Below are 18,844 nucleotides of genomic sequence, written 5' to 3'. Positions count from 1 at the left end.
ATGCAATCCGTGTTGATTAATTCGACCGGCATAACCGGCTTAAACATAAATTATGAAAACCTATCTCTATCAAAAAACACTCGTTGCTTTGATCATCATTCATTTCATTTTTTCTCTCATCTTCGTTGCGAATACCGAAGCCGCTTTCGCGCAAACGAAGGCTGCGGATGCCGCGGTTTTCAAAGTCGGCGTCGGTCGTCGCGACATCACCCCGCGTGAGCCTGTGCCGATGTGGGGTTACGGGGCGCGTCACGATATGTTGTCGCAAGGCACACTCGACCCGCTCTATGCCGTGGCGATTGTTATTCAGGCAGGCGCTAAAAAATTAGCCATCGTCGGTCTCGATTTAGGTCGCGCGCCCGCCGAAGCCTCGCTGCAAAACATTCGCCAGCGTATCAAAGCCGAAGCCGGTATCGAATATTCATTCATCGCCGGTTCGCATTCGCATCACACGCCGGTGCTTGAACTCAAAGACGAGCCGGGCAAAGGCAAAGGCAAATTCGATGCGGCGATTCGTTACTACAAGCAGATGGAAGAGGGTATCTGCGCGGCGATTTTTGAAGCGAATAGCAAATTGCAACCGGCGAAGATGGCAACCGGCGCAGTGAAACTCGAAGGCTTTAATCGCAATCGTCACACCAAAATTGAGCCCAAGCCGAGCGACAAAGATTTAAGCGTGATGCGTTTTGATGACGAGAGCGGCAAGCCGCTTGCCGTGGTGGTTAATTTCACCGCGCATCCGACGACCATCCCGGCGCTCACTTTGAAATTTTCCGCCGATTATGTCGGACAGATGAAAGCTGCGGTTGATAAACAATTAGGTACAACGACGGTGTTTATGCAGGGGGCGGCGGGCGATCAATCGGTCAACGAAGGCGCGAATAAAGGCTATCAGGCATTTGGTCAGGCTCTGGCTGGCGAAGTGATTAAGCTTGCTTCGTCGCTTAAAACCGAGACGGTTGCCAAACCTTCACTCGAAGTCAAAGAAGACCGCTTTACGTTTGCGCCGCGCGTTGATTTAAAAAATCCTTTTGTGCGCGCGGCTTATGAAAAAGCTTTTTTCCCCGAACTGATTCCGGCATTCGTTGATGAATATGAACAAGGGGTGCGCCCGCGACTCACGGTGGCGCTGCTCAATGGCGAGATTGCCCTGGTTGGCGCGTCGGGCGAATTTTTTTCTAATCACGCGATTCGTTTGAAAGAACGCGCCCGGGTGAAACAACTTTTCTTTTTCGGTTATGCCAATGGCTATCATCAATATTTCCCCACCGTCGAAGCCATCGCCGAAGGCGGTTACGGCGCGGATCAGGGAGTGTCGCCGGTTGCCATTGGCGCAGGTGAACAGTTGATGAACACGGCGCTCATCTGGATTTATCAACTGCTTGGCAAACTGAAATAAAAATTTCCTCAACCGCGCTTTTTTACGAAACTGAAATTCCGCTTCACGTCGTAGCCCATAGCGACGGGTAAAATAAATCGGTTTACATTGACGTAACAAAAAGGCGCGGTATATAAAATTTCCGTATTTGTTAGCTCTCTAATAAAACAACAACAACGATTGATACGAACTCTGTGGTGTTGTGACGGTGTGCAGACGTCAGGAAAGTTCAACTGGCGACTTGTACCTTTCCGGTGGACTCATCACACGGAGGGGTTTTCAGGCACATCCATATAGATTTCGGGTTCCATAGTTATCAATTCATTTAATTGCAGCGTGGCGTTTTCCTGTGCCGCCTTGCTCTTAAACCTGTTCCACGTAACCGCTACCGGAGGATTGTTATGATTAAAAAAGTTCTCAATATTCTGTGCGTGTCGGTTTTGCTCAGCCTGCAAACCCTAACGGTCTTTGGTCAGGCTGATGTCAGCACCGCGACGTTGAAAGGTGCGGTGACAGACCAAAATGGCGCTGTCATTGCCGGTGCAACGATAACCATCAAAAGCGTTGAGCGCGGTACAACGCGAACGGCGCAAACCAATGAAAGCGGTGAATATCAAATTCAATCGCTACAACCGGGCGAATATCAATTGCGCATTGAAGCTCAGGGGTTTGAAACCACTCTGGTAAACAAACTCGTTCTGAGCATCGGGCAGACAGCGGTTTACGATGCCCAAATGCGCATCGGCGCGGTCAGTAACATTGTCGAAATCAATACCGAAGCGCCGGTCGTTGAAGTCGAGCGCACCCAACAGGCGAATACCATTGAAAACCGCCAGATTGAAAATCTGCCGAACATCGGACGCGGCTTTACCAACTATGTGTTCACTTTGCCGGGGGTTTCGAGTTCCGATGCGCCGCGCGTGCAAGGTGGCGCGCGATTTAACTTCGGCACTTCGGGTTTTTCGATTGGCGGCAGCAGCGGACGCAACAACCTGATTACCGTTGATGGCGGTGAAAACGAATATGGCTCAGGGCAATTGCGTTATGCCATCAGCCCCGAAGCGGTTCAGGAATTTCAGGTCAACCGCAATTCGTTTGCGGCGGAATTCGGCTTCACCTCGGGAACCGCAGTCAACGTCGTGACCAAAGGCGGCAGCAACGAATTTCACGGCAGCGCCTATATTTTTTATCGCTCGAATAAAACTTCGGCGCGCGAATTTTTTGACATCAGTTCTAAAAAAGCTTTTCAACAACAGGTCTATCCAGGGTTTACCTTCGGCGGTCCGATGATCAAAAACAAGCTGTTCTTTTTTACCAACTACGAACGGCAGAAATTGGATTTGCCGCGTTTTCGCAACTTTCTTGCCAACCCTTTGCTGAATGCGACAGCAGCGCAATCAACGCTGATTTCAAGGATGCAGAGTTCGGGAAATGCCAACTTGGCGCGCATCGGCGGCAATCTCGCAAATTCATTGCGAACTACTGCGGCAAACTATCCGGCGACCGTCAATCTGCTCTCTGCCAATAACGGCGCGTTTAACGCGGCATACCGCTTGAATTCGTGGAATACGCGGGTGGATTACCAGGCGACCCAAAACGACATCATCACCGGGCGGTTTTCATTATCGCGTAATTTCAATGACCAGTTGACCACCGATGCGTTTGAATCCACTTCCTATTCCACCGATTTGACGGCGCGCGATTACACGGCGCTGTTTACCTGGACGCACAATTTCGGCTCAAGCGTGGTCAACATTGCGCGGGTACAATTTTCGCCGAAAAATTCAGCCGTCACCACTCCACATACGCCGAATACTTCATCTTTGTTGATTGTCGGGGTAGGCAATTTTAATCGCCCGTTCACCACGCCGTTTAACACTTTCCAGGATCGCTATCAATTTGAAGATACGGTTTCGTGGATTAAGGGCGCGCACACCATGAAGTTTGGCGCGTCATTCCGTCCGGTCAATTACAAAGTCGATAATCAATTGTGGTTTGCCGGTGAATGGAATTTCTCATCGGGGATTTATCCGCTGGTCTTAGCCGTACCGCCAGCCGACCAGACGGCTTTCGTTGTCGGCATTTGTCAATTGAATGGTATCCCGCTTGCCAGTTGCAATGCGACAACCGCAGGCGCTTCGATACCCGGAACCGCGCTCACCAGTTTGCAATCCTTCAATGCCAATTTGCCCTTCCTTTACCGACAGGGTTTTGGTAATTCGGTCTGGGAAGACCGCGCCAATTACTTTGGCGCGTTTGCCCAGGATTCGTGGAAAGTCGCGCAACGCTTCACGCTTGATTACGGCTTCCGCGTTGATTACGAAGGCGAGCCAGCGCCTGCCCAGGGCAACACCTATTTTTCACCGCGTCTTGGTTTCTCCTGGGATGTGCTGGGCGACCGCAGTACAGTGATTCGCGGCGGCGCGGGAGTTTTCTATGCGCAGATTCCTTATCAGGTCATCTATGTGACCAACTTGCTTGATGATACGGGGCGCTACATCAATCAGGTTTTCCGCACCCCGGCATTTCCCGCTGCGCAAACTCCTGCGGCAATCTGGGCTGCCGGTCGCGCCGCCGGCAAACTGCCCTTTGGCTCACTGTCGGCGAGCGATTTGCAGGCGCTCGGCATCAGCACTGCGCCGAAAGGTATCGGTCGCGTCATTTTTGATTTAGACCCGAATTACAAAAACACCTATTCGATTCAGGCGAACTTCGCCATTCAACGAAAGCTGACCTCGTCAATGGCGCTTGAACTTGCTTATCAGGTGTATCACGGCGTCCACTTGCAGGTGCCGCACGCGAGAAACTATGTCGAAGCGTTGCCGGGCGACCCACGGCTTGTCGGGCGCAATCCGGCATTCGGACCGCTTTATGTAATTGACCCGGCAAGAGGCGGCGACCCGACCATCACGCAAAAAACCGTTTATGCCTCAATCGGCAATTCGATTTATCACGGCATGACGGCGTCACTGACGAAACGTTTCAGCGACCATTTCTCATTCCAGAGCAGTTACACCTTTTCAAAAGCGATTGATGATGTGACCGATTATAACTCAGCATTCTATGGTCCCTTCCCCTCACGCCTTGATTTAGAGCGCGGGCTTTCATCGTATGACGTGCGCCACAATTTCGTTTTCAGCGGCGTGTTTGTTACGCCGTATAAACGCGGCGGCGATTCGGTTATGGGACATCTGTTTGCCGATGTCGCGTTCAGCCCTGTCGTTTCTCTGCGTTCGGGCATACCGTTTACGCTTTACACCGGCGTTGACATTAACGGCGATACCCGCGTCACCAACGACCGCTTATTCTATGTGCCGAGAAACTCCGGCATCGGACCCAATTTCGCTCGCGTCGATGCGCGCCTCAGCAAGAGTTTCTATTTTGCGCAGGACAACCCGACGCGAATTGAATTCACTGTCGAAGGCATCAACCTGTTCAACCATACGAACTTTGCTGCCGTCAATGACATTCTCGGTAACAATCCGGCGTCGCCCGATTACAATCGCGGAACCTTCAACCTTAAAGGCGATAAGACGCGCGGACCCGGTCAACCGCTCAGTTTCAATGCCGCGTTTGATCCGCGCCGCATTCAATTTGGCTTGAAGTTCGCGTTCTAAACTTGATTCATCCGTCGTTTTGGATAAAACTTAGCCACGAGTTGCGATTGCCGTTTCATTGCTGCTCGTGGCTAAATTTTTGCTTCGCGTGAAAGGGAGTCTCCATGAAAAAAATAATCTTCTTCATCGGCATGGGTCTATTGATGCTTGCGGTCTATTTGCCGTCGTCCACTTCGGGCAACAGCGGCAGCGATAAAACCAAAATCACTTTCACCAAAGATGTCGCGCCGATTTTCCAACGTCGCTGTGAAGAGTGTCACCGCGCCGGTGGCGTCGCGCCAATGTCGCTTGTGACCTTTGAAGAAGCGCGACCCTGGGCGCGTTCCATCAAAGAAAAAATCGTCAACCGCGAGATGCCGCCTTTTCATGCGACCGGCGCTATCGGACGTTATCAACATGACCCGCGCCTCACCGATGAGGAGATTGCCACGGTTACGAAATGGGTCGATAGCGGCGCTGCCAAAGGCAACGCCAAAGATCTGCCCGCCGCCCGCATTTGGAAAGACGATTGGAAACTCGGTCAACCTGATGTCGTCGTCAAAGTGCAAAAACCGTTTACCGTGAAAGCCAGGCAAAAAGATTTGTATGTGTTTTTCGTTTTCGATTATGTCTTTCCCGAAACCACCTGGTTGCGGTCGATTGAAACGCGACCGGGGAATTTGAAAGCCGTGCACCACGCCAACACTCACGTTGTGCCTGCAAATTTCAAGGTTCCTGAAGAAGGCTACATCGCAGGCGATTTCGACCCGTCGGCGCGCGGCACTGTGATGGTTTCGGGATGGGCACCCGGCGTGCAACCCATCATGCTTGCGGAAGGCACAGCGGTGATGATTCCCAAAGGCATGAAACTCGGCATCCAGATTCATTACGCGCCCACCGAAAAAGAACAGATTGACCAGACTTCGGTTGGACTCTATCTCGCCGATGGCATCGTGAAGAAAAATTTGCGCGTGCTGTTTGGTGATCGGAAAGATCTCGAAGTGCAACCCGGTGACGCCAACTATTCACTCACCGATAAAAAGACCTTTAATACCGATGCGTTGATTCGCTTCTTTCATGTACACATGCACCTGCGCGGCAAATCCTATGTGATACGCTTTACCTACCCGGACGGTCGCGTCGAAGATGTGCTCACCGTTCCACGTTATGATTTCAACTGGCAGCGGGTCTATTTGCTCACCGAGCCAATGCGCGTTGCGAAAGGCACACAGGTCGAATTCATCGGGACATATGATAACAGCGCCAAAAATAAATTTAATCCTAACCCCGCGCAAGTTGTGCGTTGGGGCGAAACCACTGCCGACGAGATGATGCAGGGGCGCATCTTCTATGAAGCGATTGATGAGAATTTGAACCTCACGGTGAAAAAAGGTCACGTCGTGCCTGCCGCATCACCAGCACCAGCGAGTAAAGGACAATAAGAAAGGCAAAAGGCAAAAGTTAAAAGGCAAAAGTTTAAAAGCAAAAATCAAAGAAGCATGGCTAATCGATATTCCGACAGATTTTGCTGATTGAAAGTCACCAGCTTAAAAAGCATCGAAAGGAGTCCGCATTATGCAAACCGCAAAAGCAATCAATGTTCGTGAAAAAGTTTCCGCCGAAGAGTGGCAGGCGCGGGTTGACCTGGCTGCGCTCTACCGTTTGACCGCGCTGTATAAATGGGATGATCTGATTTTTACACACATTTCCATGCGCGTTCCCGGAAGCGACCACCATTTCCTGATCAATCCTTATGGATTTTTATTTGAAGAGATCACCGCCTCGAGTTTGGTGAAAATCGACCTTCAGGGAAATACTGTGATGGATTCGCCTTATTTCATTAACCCTGCCGGGTTCACCATTCACAGCGCCGTGCATGAAGCGCGCGAAGATGCGCACTGTGTTTTTCACACCCACACGATTCATGGCGTTGCCGTATCAGCGCAGAAAAACGGACTGCTGCCGATTTCGCAACACTCGCTGTTTCCGCTTTCATCCATCAGCTATCACGACTATGAAGGCGTGGCTTTGAATGCCGAAGAGAAACCGCGCTTGGTGGCAGACCTCGGCACCAACAATTGTTTGATTTTGCGCAATCACGGGTTACTCACGGTTGGCAGAAATGCTGCGGAAGCCTTCCTGGCGATGTATACCCTTGATGCCGCGTGTCGCATACAGGTGATGGCGCAAGCGGGCGGCGAACTCACCCACATTGCCGAACCGATTTTGCGCGGCATTCGCGCGCAATCCGCCGAAGCCACCAAAGGCATGGGCGGCGATTTGGCTTGGCCCGCCTTGCTTCGCAAACTCGATAGAATCGATCCGTCGTATCGCGATTAAGCTAAAGCCGCCGCACAACTTTCTCGTAACCTGCGGCATCCGGCTTACGTCATTAAATTGGCGGACTTTCGAGTGGGGTGATTCGCAAATCTTCCCTCAAAACGATTAACAAGGAGAAAGAAAAAGTGAAAAAAATATTAGCTTATGGTTCGATGTTTTTAATGATGGTGATGGCGGCAGTTTCCGTGAGCGCAGCAGGCACAGATTTTTCAGGCACCTGGAAATTGGACGCATCAAAGAGCACCTTGCCACAAGGACCGGGCGGCGGTGGCGGCGGTGGTGAGATTACGCTGGACGTCAAGCAGGATGCAAAAACGCTGACAGCTGTTAGAAAAACTGCGCGTGGCGAACAGATAACAACCTACAATCTTGATGGCAGTGAAACCACCAGTAAAATGACCGGTCGTATGGAAGGCACATCTACACACAAAGCCAAATGGCAAGGCGACGGCAAAATTCTCGAAATCAACACTGTGTCAAAACTCAGCATGCAAGGGCAAGAGTTTGAAATTACCGCTCAAGCACATTGGGAACTTGCGGACGGTGGCAAAACTTTAAAGATTCACACCAAACGCACGACACCGAGAGGCGAGCAGGAATCAACCGAAGTTTACGCCAAACAATAACGCGGGTTTTTAATATTGCCACGCTTTGCAGCGCGGTTATTTTGCGATAGCTATGCAAACGATGCATCACTCGCAAAGTAACTGCGCTGCTTTGCTTTTTCCGGGCTGTTGGAGATATGCTTGCCGTCACCATGCTTCAAATCAAAGACCACGCGCCGCTGTTTTCCCTGCCATCAATTGATGATTCAACCCGACGGTTGACAATCGCCACGGAAAAACCGACGCTGCTGATTTTTTTTGAAACCGATTGTCCGACCTGCCATTTGACGATTCCTTATTTGAATCGCCTTGTGAATGACTTGCCTGATGCTCATATCATCGGCATTTCGCAAGATGATGCGCTACGCACTCGCGAACTCATCAAGCAGCTTGCGATTGCTTTTCCGGTGGCGCTTGACGGCGATTTAGCGGTGACGCGCGCCTATGACCCTGAGGCTGTGCCCACACTGTTTCTGGTGAATCAGGAAAAGCGCATCGTCTTCACGCAAATGGCTTTCGATAAAACGGATTTGAATACGATTGCGGCGATGATGTGCGAAGCTTTAAATCGCGAGCCAGTCATCATTGCGGAAAAGTTTGATGGCAATCCCGACACCAAGCCCGGCTGCACGTCGCGCCATCTTGAACAACAAGGCGAAGGTGAGACCGCAGCAAGTTTGCATCTTTACAGCAAACGCGGGGCGCGGGCATCGCTGATTGAACTTGCCGACGACACAGACCCATATGATTATTGTCTGCAAAACGGCATAGCCGATGCGCTTCCGGTGGTGCCGCCAACCGTTGAACGAGTTGAACGAATGCTTGCGGCAACCGAACTTCCACCGGATGAAATCATCGGACGCATTGCGCCGAATTATGGAGAGGCGACGGTTGAAAAAATTGCCGCAAACGCGGTGATGGCGGGATGCGCGCCGGAAATGATGCGCGTGCTCATTCCCCTGGTTCGCGCCGTGTGTGACGAACGCTTCAACATTCACGGCGTTCAGGCAACCACGCATTCTGCTGCGCCGCTGGTGATTATCAATGGGCCAATTCGTAAGCAATTGAATTTCGCTTGCGCGGGTAATGTCTTCAGTAATGTTGCCCGCGCCAATAGTTCCGTAGGGCGGGCATTGCAACTGCTGCTTACCAACCTTGGCGGCGCGCGTCCCGGCGAAATCGATATGTCAACGCTTGGCAATCCCGGAAAGTTTTCGTATTGCATCGCCGAAAACGAAGAAGAGAGCGCCTGGGAACCGCTGCATGTTGAGATGGGATTTGCGCCTGAACAAAGCGCGGTGACGCTATTTGCCGCAGAACCGCCGCGCGGCGTCAGCGAACATAATGCCCGCGAAGGCAAACAGATTTTAAAAGCCATCTGTCATCAACTGGCAACCAGTTGGACCTATCGCGTCTGCGCGTTGTTTGAAGCCATTGTTGTGCTTTGCCCTGAACATGTAAAAACACTCAAACGCGAGGAATGGAACAAACAGCAGGTGCGCGAATTTTTATTCAATAACACAGGCATTCCGCTCAAGGAATATACTGAAAACAACGGCGAAGGCACGCAACTCACACGCTTTTACAAAGAGACGGTGATTGATGGCGAGCCGTGCTATTTGAAATTCGCAGCGCCCGAACAGATTAAAATCATTGTCGCAGGCGGCACGGCGGGAAAATTCTCTGCGGTCATCAGCAGTTGGGCAACCGGCGCACGCGGCAGTCAAATGGTCACCTATCCGATTGCGGATTGCGAAATGCGGATTGTGGATTGACGTTGCTATTAGCATCTTTGACGAGCATTTCAAAGCAGAAGTGCGATAGCCGTTTGCGGATTTGGTAAAGAGGCTAAATTGGTTTTGCGCGATTAAGGTTGATACCTAGAACTATTCAGCCAATCCGCAATCCGCATTTCGCAATCCGCAATTAAAGGAGAGTTTATGCCGACAGTTCTGGTGAATCCGTTTAATGAACATCAACAAACGCAGGCGAAGGTTGCGCCGCGCCTTGCGACGCTTGCAGGAAAAACCATTGGCTTGCTCGACATCAGCAAACCGGGTGGCAGTTTTTTCTTAGACCATCTTGAACGTCTGCTCAAAGACCGCTTCAAGGTTGCCGAAGTGATTCGCGCCATGAAGCCGACGTTTACCAAACCCGCGCCCGATGCGGTGATTGAACAACTCAAAGTTTGTGATGCGGTGATTGAGGCGCTGGCTGATTGAGGGTCTTGTACAACGTGCAGTTTGCACGATACCACGAAACTTGAAAATCTGGGCATCCCGGCGGTGCCGGTCGCCACAACCGAGTTTATGTTTGCCGCAAGAGCGCAAGCCGCCGCTCTCGGGCGCAGCGATTTCGATGCCATTTATGTAGCGCATCCGATTCAAGACCAGACTAAAGCGGAAATCGAAGCGCGCGCCGAAGCGGTGTTGGATAGCCTGGTTGCGCGATTGGTTGCGAATTGAGGATTGGATTTTTATCAATGGGTTGGAGTATTCTTGGCTTGTTCGGTGGTGAAAATTTTTAAGCTCTCTTGGAATTCATCGATTCCCTAATCATTTTTGATTTTATTTTAAGGCGCATTTCTACAGGCATTATCAAATTTGTAAAGGAGAGTGAAATGACCCCTAAGAGATTTGCACTCGTGCTGTTGGTGTTTGCCGCTGCCATCGCGTCCGTCACGTTTGACATCAGCGCCAATTCAAAAACGAAAAGACCGGTAACCTACACAAAAGATATCGCGCCGATATTTTATAAGAATTGTGCGGAGTGTCACCGAGCGAACGACATTGCGCCGATGTCGTTGATGAGCTACAAGGAATCGCGACCGTGGGCGAAATCGATAAAAGAGAAAGTCCTGAGTCGCGAGATGCCGCCGTGGAGTCCCGACCCGCAGTATGGGGAATTCGCCAACGATTGCCGCCTGAGCCAAGCCGACATCGAGACCGTGGTGGCGTGGGTTGACCAGGGTGCCAAGGAAGGCAATCCCAAAGATTTGCCGCCGGCTCCGGCATTTGCTGATGGTGGTTGGCGAATTGGCAAACCCGATATGATTGTTTCGATGCCGCAAGAGCAAATCGTCAATCCCAAAACCTCCGATCAAATTTTATATTTCAATGTGCCGACCAATTTGAAAGAAGACAAATGGGTGCAGGCTGCCGAAATCCATCCCGGCAACAAGAAGGTTGTGCATCACGTCATTGCGTTTGTTATTTCACCTGAGACACTGGCAAAGTCAGGAGGGCAAAGAGCGCGGCTCAGTGATAAACGCGCCGAAATTTTTTACCGCGATGGCACGTTGTCGCGTGTGAAGACGGAAGCGCCGGTGGTTGATGATGGCTGCAACGCGCCGAAAGGTTTGGCGGTTGATAATGATGACGAAGGCAGCAGCGCCGAAGGCGGACGGGGAACCTTTTTAGCCGGATATGCGCCGGGTCGCGGTATAGATGTCTGGCAGCCCGATACGGCAAAACGAATCCCGGCGGGCGCAGTAGTGGTCTTTCAATTGCACTATTCCAGTTTCAAAGGCGCATTTGAACAACCTGAAAAAGACCGCACCAGCGTCGGATTGAAATTCAGCAAAGAGCCGCCCAAAAAAGAGATTAAAACCGAAGGCATCAGCAACTTTTTATTTAAGATTCCATCTGGCGCAGCCAATCATCAGGTGACCTCCTGCAAAGTCTTCAAACAGGATGTGCAAATTATCTCCTACATGCCGCATATGCATTTGCGCGGCAAAGATATGAAATATGAGGTTGTATACCCGGATGGCAAACGTGAAACCTTGCTCTGGGTGCCTAAGTTTAATTTCAACTGGCAGACCATGTATGAACTCAAGAAGCCGCTATGGATTCCCAAAGGTTCGCGCATGGTTATCACGGCGCATTTCGATAATTCGGAGAAGAATAAATATAATCCGAATGCCAAACAAGACATTCGTTGGGGCGATCCGACTTATGATGAAATGATGATTGGCTGGATGGACTATCTCGTCAATAACAACGTGAAGCCCGATATTGCCAAAAGCGCGGGCAAATAATTTAAAGCGGATTGCAAAACAATTTGCAGTTGAGAAAGCGGGCTATGACCGCGATTTTCCGACCTGCTCCTGAGACTTAAAAATTTTGAAACGGTGGTTGATTGTTCAGCCGCCGTTTTTATTTTGCGTTTTTTTTATGAACCTCGGCAAAATCATTTTGCGTATGGAGGCTTGAAGACTTAAAGCCTTTTCAACAAATCAAGGCAAAGCTTTTGTAACGCTTCAGGTTTAACCGGCGTAATTAAAATGTGATTCAAGTTCTGTGCGGAAAAGTTGAAAAAGTTTCAATATATTCTTGACACTCAAAATAACCGGAAATATTATAGGAAGGCTCTTTTATTATCGTGTCTGGCAATAATTGACTATTAAACTTGTAAGGAGAGAACATTCATGACCCCGAAGCGACTCGTCCTTGCGCTGTTTGTTGCCGCCATTGCAGTAGCCATTGGCAGCGCTCACATCAGTGCAAACACCAAAGCCAAGAAACCAGTAACCTACACAAAAGATATCGCGCCGATATTTTATAAGAATTGTGCGGAGTGTCACCGAGCGAACGACATTGCGCCGATGTCGTTGATGAGCTACAAGGAATCGCGACCGTGGGCGAAATCGATAAAAGAGAAAGTCCTGAGTCGCGAGATGCCGCCGTGGAGTCCCGACCCGCAGTATGGGGAATTCGCCAACGATTGCCGCCTGAGCCAAGCCGACATCGAGACCGTGGTGGCGTGGGTTGACCAGGGTGCCAAGGAAGGCAATCCCAAAGATTTGCCGCCGGTGCCTGAAGCCGCAAAAGGCGGATGGTCAACCGGAAAACCCGATGTGGTTTTTGAATTGCCGCAAGAGTGGACAGTCGAACCCAACGCCCCCGACAACTACATCAATTTCTGGGTGCCGACGAACTTTGCCGAAGACAAATGGATTCAGTCTGCGGAAATTCTTCCTGGCAACCGCAAAGTGGTGCATCACGTTATCGCTTTCCTGCAATCGCCAAAAATTGCTGAAGCGCGAATGAAAGCTGAAAAAGAAGGAACCCGGACTTCTTCGCAAGAGGGCGGCGGCATGATGTATTGGGATGGCACGCTGCGGCGCGTCAAGATGGACGCGCCGGTCAATGATGATACCTGTGCGGCACAGCCTACGGCAGGCGGCCCGGGTGGCGGAAGCGCACGGCGCGGAGCCGGGGCGGCTGCAAATCCCGAAGCGCAGGAAGGCGCACTGCTTGCCGGATATGCGCCAGGCAAGCAGCCTGATGTTTGGCCTGTCGGTATGGCAAAACGGGTTCCCGCCGGTTCCTACATCATGTTCCAGATGCACTATTCGGCATTCAGCGGCGGATTGAATAAAGCCGAAAAAGACCGCACCAAAATCGGCTTGAAATTCGCCAAAGAACCGCCGGATAAAATGATGATTACCGCAGGCGTGGTCAATGCGACATTCAAAATTCCTGCCGGTGCCGATAACCATGAAGTCAAAGCCTGTATGACCGTTCCCGCTAATATGCAACTTGTGACCTATATGCCGCACATGCATATGCGTGGCAAAGATATGCGTTACGATGTTGTTTACCCGGATGGTCGTCAGGAAACCTTGCTCAACGTTCCCCAATTCAACTTCAACTGGCAGACCATGTATTATCTGAAAAACCCTGTGACCTTGCCGAAGGGAACCAAGGTCATCGTCACTGCACATTTCGATAATTCAACCAAGAACAAATATAATCCTGACCCGAAAAAGGATGTGCGTTGGGGCGACCCGACCTACGATGAAATGATGATTGGTTGGTTCGACATCATTGTTGACAATCCCTTGAAGCCGAAAAAAGATGCTGCCGGCACCAAACCGGCAGGCGGTCAACAATAGTTCCGTAGAGGAACAGGCGAGCCGATTCAGGTCACAAATTGCCGAGTTGAAATTTTTTCAAAAAAATTTCACTCGGCATATTGCCTTTAGGCGGAAGGTGTGGTTTCATGAGCAAAGCGTTCGTTGTGTGTTTCTCCTTCTGTTTTCTTTTAGCTCTTTGTTTCACTGTACCGACAGGTGCAAATGGAATAAAGGTTAATGCTAATTCCGGCGTGACATTCTCAAAAGATGTCGCGCCGATTTTTTTTGCCAAATGCGCCGAATGTCATCGCCCGAATGCGATGGCTCCGTTTTCGGTTCTCTCCTTTAAAGAAGTTCGTCCCTGGGCGCGTTCGATTAAAGAAAAAGTCTTAGCCGGACAAATGCCGCCCTGGGGCGCAGACCCGCATTTCGGCAAATTTGAAAATGATAAAAGTCTAACCGAGCAAGAAACCCATACGATTGCCGCCTGGGTTGATGGCGGCGCGAAAGAAGGCAACCCGAAAGACCTGCCTCTATTACCGAAATTTTCCAATGAGTGGAAAATCGGCAACCCCGATGCCATCCTCGCCATGCCCGAAGAGGTTGTTCTGGATGCCAAAGGTTCGGATGAATACATCGACATCACCGTGCCCACCAACTTCACCGAAGACAAATGGATTCAAGCTGTAGAAATTCATCCGGGCAATAACCGGGTTGTGCATCATGTCATCGCCTTTATTCAATCGCCCGAAGTAGCTGAGATGGTCAAGCAGATGCGCAAGCCCGAAGCGATAGCGAAATCGCTTTACTATCTGGACGGCACGTTAATTCGCTTGCGGCAAGATGCGCCGGTTTATGACAATGGTTGTCAAGCGCCAAATGGCGGCGTGGCGCGCGGCAGCAGCCTTGAACAAGGTTTCCCGTTAGGCTTTTTTACGCCCGGCAAAGACCCCGATGTGTTTCCCGAAGGCATAGCCAAAGCGATTCCCGCCGGTTCAAAAATCGTTTTGCAGATGCATTACTCAAAAACCACCGGCAAGGTTGAACGCGACCGCACCAGTGTCGGATTACGATTTGCCAAAACGCCGCCGCAAAAATCCATGATGTCGTGGGGCGTAATGAATACTTACTTCAAGATTCCCCCCGGCGTAGCGAGCCACGAAGTGACCGCCTGTTATACCTTCAGTCGCGATGCCGAACTTCATACACTGCTTCCGCATATGCACGTTCGCGGCAAAGATTTCAAATACGAATTGATTTACCCGGATGGCAGACGCGAGACTTTGCTGAGTGTGCCGCGTTACGATTTCAACTGGCAGACCATGTATCGCTTCGCGAAACCGGTTGTCGTGCCCAAAGGCGCGCGGATGATGGTCACGGCGCATTTCGATAATTCCGAGCGCAATAAATACAATCCCGACCCGACCAGGTTTGTGCGCTTTGGCGACCCGACCTATGACGAAATGATGATTGGTTATTTCGATTTTGTGCCGAAGATACCCAATCGCCATGCCATCAAGGTTGACCCGAAAATTTATGATGCCTATGTTGGCGAATATACGGTGGCGTTGGGTGTGAGTTTCAAAGTTGAAAGAGACGGCGACAAACTCTTTTTTATCGCCCCCAAACAACCGAAAATCGAAGCTTACCCGGAGTCGGAAAACAAATTTTATTTCACCGTTGTTGACGCCCAGGCGACTTTCATTAAAAATGACAAAGGCGAAATTGGCGAACTACTCTTTGAAATCAGTGGACGAAGTATCCGCGCCAAGCGGGTGAACAAATAGGAGCAACGAATCCATGAAAAAGACCTTGATGACCCTTGCGGTTGCTTGCGTGGCGAGCATCGCCTTATTGGTATTGCCGACCACTCAGGCAAGCGATGCGAAGAAATCAAAAGTGACCTTTGCAAAAGATGTCGCGCCGATTTTCAATAAGGCGTGTGTTGAATGTCATCGCGCTGGCGAGATTGCGCCGTTCGCCTTGACGACTTACAAAGAAGCCCGTCCGTGGGCGCGTTCGATTAAAGAAAAAGTCGCCCTGCGCACCATGCCGCCCTGGCACGCCGACCCCAATCACGGCGCGTTTGCCAATGACCGCAGGCTCAGTCAAAAAGAAATCGACACGATTACTGCCTGGGTTGATGGTGGCGCACTTGAAGGCAACCCCAAAGATTTGCCGCCCGTCCCGAAATTTGAAAATGGCTGGAACATCGGCAAACCCGATGTGGTTTTCAAACTTCCGCAAGTTTACAAGGTTCCCGCAGAAGGCGTGGTCAAGTACCAGTATGTTGATGTGCCGACCAATTTCACCGAAGATAAATGGGTGTCCGGGGCTGAAATCCGCGCCGACAAACGCGCCGTTGTGCATCACATCATCGTTTTTGTGATTGATAAAGGTCAGCAGAAACTGCTTGTCGGTTGGGCACCGGGCGAACAGCCTGTGCAGATGTCGCCGGGGCTTGCGAAAAAGATTCCCGCCGGCGCGACCTTAAGATTCCAATTGCACTACACGCCGAATGGCACGGCGGTCGAAGACCAATCCTATGTCGGTTTGATTTTTGCCAAAGAAAAACCCCGCAACGAAGTGCAAACCATGCCGATTATGAATGGGCGTTTTGTGATTCCGCCGGGCGATGCCAATTATAAAGTTGAATCGAGTTTTACCTTTAGAGATGACGGGCAGATTCTTTCCTTGATGCCGCATATGCATCTGCGCGGCAAAGATTTCCTTTATAAAGTCACCTATCCTGACGGCAAATCGGAAATCATTCTTTCGGTTCCGAAATATGATTTCGGTTGGCAGACCTATTACATCCTGAAAGAACCGTTGCGCGCGCCAAAAGGTACGCGCGTTGATTGTCTGGCACATTTCGACAACTCAACCGGAAATAAATTCAATCCCGATGCGACCAAAGAAGTTCGCTGGGGCGATCAAACCTGGGAAGAGATGATGATCGGTTGGATGAGTTACACGCTCGATAAAAACGAGATGAAACCTGCAACTGATGCTGTAAGTCAGAATAAATAAATACACAATTCAAACACCGATCAACAACAAAGCTTAGGCACAGCTTTTTGAAGATGCGCCTAAGCTTTGTTGCTTCATGACAAATTGCCTGTGTGATAAACTGCTACTACAGAGGTCAATAAAATGAGTAAAAATATGCCATTGGAAATTACCCTGACTGAAGCAAAAAAGTTTGAAGCCTTACTTGATGAGGTGTTGGCGGAAATCAAAAGAGCGCGAAATCAAATGGCGAAAGATCAAGTGGAAATTGACCGTTTACACGCTTCTACGCAAATGAAACTGGATGAGTTAAAACGTGAATTGAAGGTGGCGTGAAAGATGTGGAAAAAGCTTTATGAATTGCTCACCCAGGTATTCCAGTTAAGCAAAGATACGCAGCAAAACAAAGAAGACATCAAAAGATTAAGTCAGAAATTGGATGAACTGACGGATGTAGTCAAACACCTTGCCTACGAAATTCGGCTGATCCGCGAGAACGAAAAGCATGAGCGGGAGAAACTGGCGCTACGGTTGGAAAATGAAATGTTGAAATTTGAAAAGCGTTTGCCGGTAGCGAAACCGACTCGAAAACCTGAAAGTAAAAACCGAAAGTAAAGAAGGCAAAAAATATGCGAATCGCAAAATACCTGGTTTCATTAACGTTTCAATCAACCTTAAATCCTCGACTCATTCTTTTATCTTTTGCTTTTTGCCTTTTGCCTTTTGCCTTAAACGTTACCGCGCACGAACCCATCACCACCAAAGTGCGATTCAATAAAGAAGTGATTCGCATCTTTGAACGCAGTTGTCTCAGTTGTCACCGCCCGAACGGCATTGCGCCGATGTCGCTGGCAACTTACGAAGAAGCGCGCCCGTGGGCAAAAGCCATCAAAGAAGAGATGCTCGAAAAGCGCATGCCGGTGTGGCACGCGGTTAAAGGCTTCGGCGAATTTCGCAACGCGCCGAACTTAACGCAACGCGAGATGGATTTGATCATTAACTGGGTCGAAGGCGGCGCGCCGAAAGGCGATGACAAAGATTATCCCAAACGCGATGTCTATAGTGATAACTGGCAACTCGGCAAACCCGATTTGATTTTAAAACTTTCCAAAGAACAAAAAATTGCTTCGGACGCTGACATCGTCCAAACGTTTATTTTGCCAACCAATTTGAAAACCGACCGCTGGGTTCGCGCCATCGATTTGCGCCCCGACAATGGCGCAGTGGTGTTATCGGCAGCCATCTATCTGGAAGGAAGTCAGGAGTCAGGAGTCAGGAGTCAGGAGTCGGGAAGCGGCAAGCGAAGTAATCAAAACTCATCGCTCATCGCTCATCGCTCATCACCTGATTCGGACGCCGGACATCGGACTCGTGACGCTAGACCGGCGCTTGCCACCTGGATGCCCGGTCAGAAAATCATCGCTTTGCCTGAGGATATGGCGCGGCTCATTCCTGCGAATGCGAAACTGATTTTGAAGATTCGCTATCGCGGTAACGGCGAAGATGCCAAAGATAAAAGTCAGGTGGGAATGTATTTCGCGAAGACCCCGCCGCGAAAACAACTCCGCGATATTGCCATCACCAATGCCGATGCTTTGATTCCCGCAAATGCCGAGGCGCATCAAGTGAAAATTTCTCTGGCTCTGGAAGAAGCTGTCGAAGCCCTTGCGCTTCGCCCATTCGATAATCCGTTCATGATTTCTTTTCAAGCATCAGCGTTTCGCCCCGATGGCACCGAGCAAATTTTAATCTGGTCGCGCGGGCACAAATACGACTGGCAGCAGACCTATTATTTCAAAGAGCCGCTGCTTTTCCCCAAGGGGACGCGCATCGAAGTGACCGCTTATTTCGATAATTCCGAAAACAATCCGGCAAATCCCAACGACCCGCCGAAAACTTTGCGCTGGTCGGAAATATCAGGTGAACCGCTATGTGTGCTTTCGGTTGCAAGCAATCGCAACGCGAATGAGTGAGGTGAATAGGCGATCAGGTTCTCTGAGCGTTCGATTGTCAATGACTCGATTCAGCTTTCTACACTTTAAAGACTTTGCGGGCT

Annotated in this window: 15 protein-coding genes; all 15 read left to right on the top strand. The window is 50.2% G+C overall.

Annotated elements, in window-relative coordinates; translation table 11 throughout:
- The first annotated feature begins 52 nt into the window (after window positions 1–52).
- Window positions 53–1,399: a neutral/alkaline non-lysosomal ceramidase N-terminal domain-containing protein gene (locus tag AB1757_08085; GenBank protein MEW6126983.1), complete on the top strand. Its 1,347-nt coding sequence runs from the start codon at window positions 53–55 to the stop codon at window positions 1,397–1,399.
- Window positions 1,400–1,779: 380 nt separating this feature from the next.
- Window positions 1,780–4,995, top strand: coding sequence for a TonB-dependent receptor (locus tag AB1757_08080; protein ID MEW6126982.1), 3,216 nt, complete (start codon window positions 1,780–1,782; stop codon window positions 4,993–4,995).
- A 104-nt stretch (window positions 4,996–5,099) separates the two neighbouring features.
- Window positions 5,100–6,416: a cytochrome c gene (locus AB1757_08075; GenBank protein MEW6126981.1), complete on the top strand. Its 1,317-nt coding sequence runs from the start codon at window positions 5,100–5,102 to the stop codon at window positions 6,414–6,416.
- Window positions 6,417–6,549: 133 nt separating this feature from the next.
- Window positions 6,550–7,314: a class II aldolase/adducin family protein gene (locus AB1757_08070; protein MEW6126980.1), complete on the top strand. Its 765-nt coding sequence runs from the start codon at window positions 6,550–6,552 to the stop codon at window positions 7,312–7,314.
- A gap of 125 nt (window positions 7,315–7,439) precedes the next feature.
- A complete protein-coding gene (locus tag AB1757_08065) occupies window positions 7,440–7,940 on the top strand; it encodes a hypothetical protein (protein ID MEW6126979.1) in 501 nt (166 codons plus the stop codon).
- 116 nt (window positions 7,941–8,056) lie between these two features.
- Complete coding sequence (locus tag AB1757_08060; GenBank protein ID MEW6126978.1) at window positions 8,057–9,694, top strand: TlpA disulfide reductase family protein; 1,638 nt, start codon at window positions 8,057–8,059, stop codon at window positions 9,692–9,694.
- Window positions 9,695–9,859: 165 nt separating this feature from the next.
- Window positions 9,860–10,141, top strand: a complete 282-nt coding sequence (locus AB1757_08055; GenBank protein MEW6126977.1) for a hypothetical protein — start codon at window positions 9,860–9,862, stop codon at window positions 10,139–10,141.
- Window positions 10,142–10,162: 21 nt separating this feature from the next.
- A complete protein-coding gene (locus tag AB1757_08050) occupies window positions 10,163–10,384 on the top strand; it encodes a hypothetical protein (protein MEW6126976.1) in 222 nt (73 codons plus the stop codon).
- 155 nt (window positions 10,385–10,539) lie between these two features.
- Window positions 10,540–11,958: a cytochrome c gene (locus tag AB1757_08045; protein MEW6126975.1), complete on the top strand. Its 1,419-nt coding sequence runs from the start codon at window positions 10,540–10,542 to the stop codon at window positions 11,956–11,958.
- A gap of 390 nt (window positions 11,959–12,348) precedes the next feature.
- Window positions 12,349–13,818 carry a cytochrome c gene (locus AB1757_08040; GenBank protein ID MEW6126974.1) on the top strand — a complete coding sequence of 490 codons (1,470 nt, stop codon included), beginning with the start codon at window positions 12,349–12,351 and terminating at the stop codon, window positions 13,816–13,818.
- A gap of 212 nt (window positions 13,819–14,030) precedes the next feature.
- Window positions 14,031–15,566, top strand: coding sequence for a DUF3471 domain-containing protein (locus AB1757_08035; protein MEW6126973.1), 1,536 nt, complete (start codon window positions 14,031–14,033; stop codon window positions 15,564–15,566).
- A gap of 13 nt (window positions 15,567–15,579) precedes the next feature.
- Complete coding sequence (locus AB1757_08030) at window positions 15,580–16,809, top strand: cytochrome c (GenBank protein MEW6126972.1); 1,230 nt, start codon at window positions 15,580–15,582, stop codon at window positions 16,807–16,809.
- Window positions 16,810–16,932: 123 nt separating this feature from the next.
- Window positions 16,933–17,124, top strand: coding sequence for a hypothetical protein (locus AB1757_08025; GenBank protein ID MEW6126971.1), 192 nt, complete (start codon window positions 16,933–16,935; stop codon window positions 17,122–17,124).
- Window positions 17,125–17,127: 3 nt separating this feature from the next.
- Complete coding sequence (locus tag AB1757_08020) at window positions 17,128–17,403, top strand: hypothetical protein (GenBank protein ID MEW6126970.1); 276 nt, start codon at window positions 17,128–17,130, stop codon at window positions 17,401–17,403.
- A 14-nt stretch (window positions 17,404–17,417) separates the two neighbouring features.
- A complete protein-coding gene (locus tag AB1757_08015; protein MEW6126969.1) occupies window positions 17,418–18,761 on the top strand; it encodes a hypothetical protein in 1,344 nt (447 codons plus the stop codon).
- The last annotated feature ends 83 nt before the right edge of the window (window positions 18,762–18,844 follow it).

Source organism: Acidobacteriota bacterium, from assembly GCA_040754075.1.
In the GTDB taxonomy this organism is placed as follows: domain Bacteria; phylum Acidobacteriota; class Blastocatellia; order UBA7656; family UBA7656; genus JBFMDH01.
This window is presented reverse-complemented; position numbering and strand designations above follow the sequence as displayed.

Bases quoted from the DNA above. Each gene is read 5' to 3' on its own strand.
- AB1757_08060 (MEW6126978.1), top strand. From the start codon at position 8,057: ATGCTTGCCGTCACCATGCTTCAAATCAAAGACCACGCGCCGCTGTTT.
- AB1757_08055 (MEW6126977.1), top strand. From the start codon at position 9,860: ATGCCGACAGTTCTGGTGAATCCGTTTAATGAACATCAACAAACGCAG.
- AB1757_08015 (MEW6126969.1), top strand. From the start codon at position 17,418: ATGCGAATCGCAAAATACCTGGTTTCATTAACGTTTCAATCAACCTTA.
- AB1757_08020 (MEW6126970.1), top strand. From the start codon at position 17,128: ATGTGGAAAAAGCTTTATGAATTGCTCACCCAGGTATTCCAGTTAAGC.
- AB1757_08040 (MEW6126974.1), top strand. From the start codon at position 12,349: ATGACCCCGAAGCGACTCGTCCTTGCGCTGTTTGTTGCCGCCATTGCA.
- AB1757_08025 (MEW6126971.1), top strand. From the start codon at position 16,933: ATGAGTAAAAATATGCCATTGGAAATTACCCTGACTGAAGCAAAAAAG.
- AB1757_08045 (MEW6126975.1), top strand. From the start codon at position 10,540: ATGACCCCTAAGAGATTTGCACTCGTGCTGTTGGTGTTTGCCGCTGCC.
- AB1757_08075 (MEW6126981.1), top strand. From the start codon at position 5,100: ATGAAAAAAATAATCTTCTTCATCGGCATGGGTCTATTGATGCTTGCG.
- AB1757_08030 (MEW6126972.1), top strand. From the start codon at position 15,580: ATGAAAAAGACCTTGATGACCCTTGCGGTTGCTTGCGTGGCGAGCATC.
- AB1757_08070 (MEW6126980.1), top strand. From the start codon at position 6,550: ATGCAAACCGCAAAAGCAATCAATGTTCGTGAAAAAGTTTCCGCCGAA.
- AB1757_08085 (MEW6126983.1), top strand. From the start codon at position 53: ATGAAAACCTATCTCTATCAAAAAACACTCGTTGCTTTGATCATCATT.
- AB1757_08080 (MEW6126982.1), top strand. From the start codon at position 1,780: ATGATTAAAAAAGTTCTCAATATTCTGTGCGTGTCGGTTTTGCTCAGC.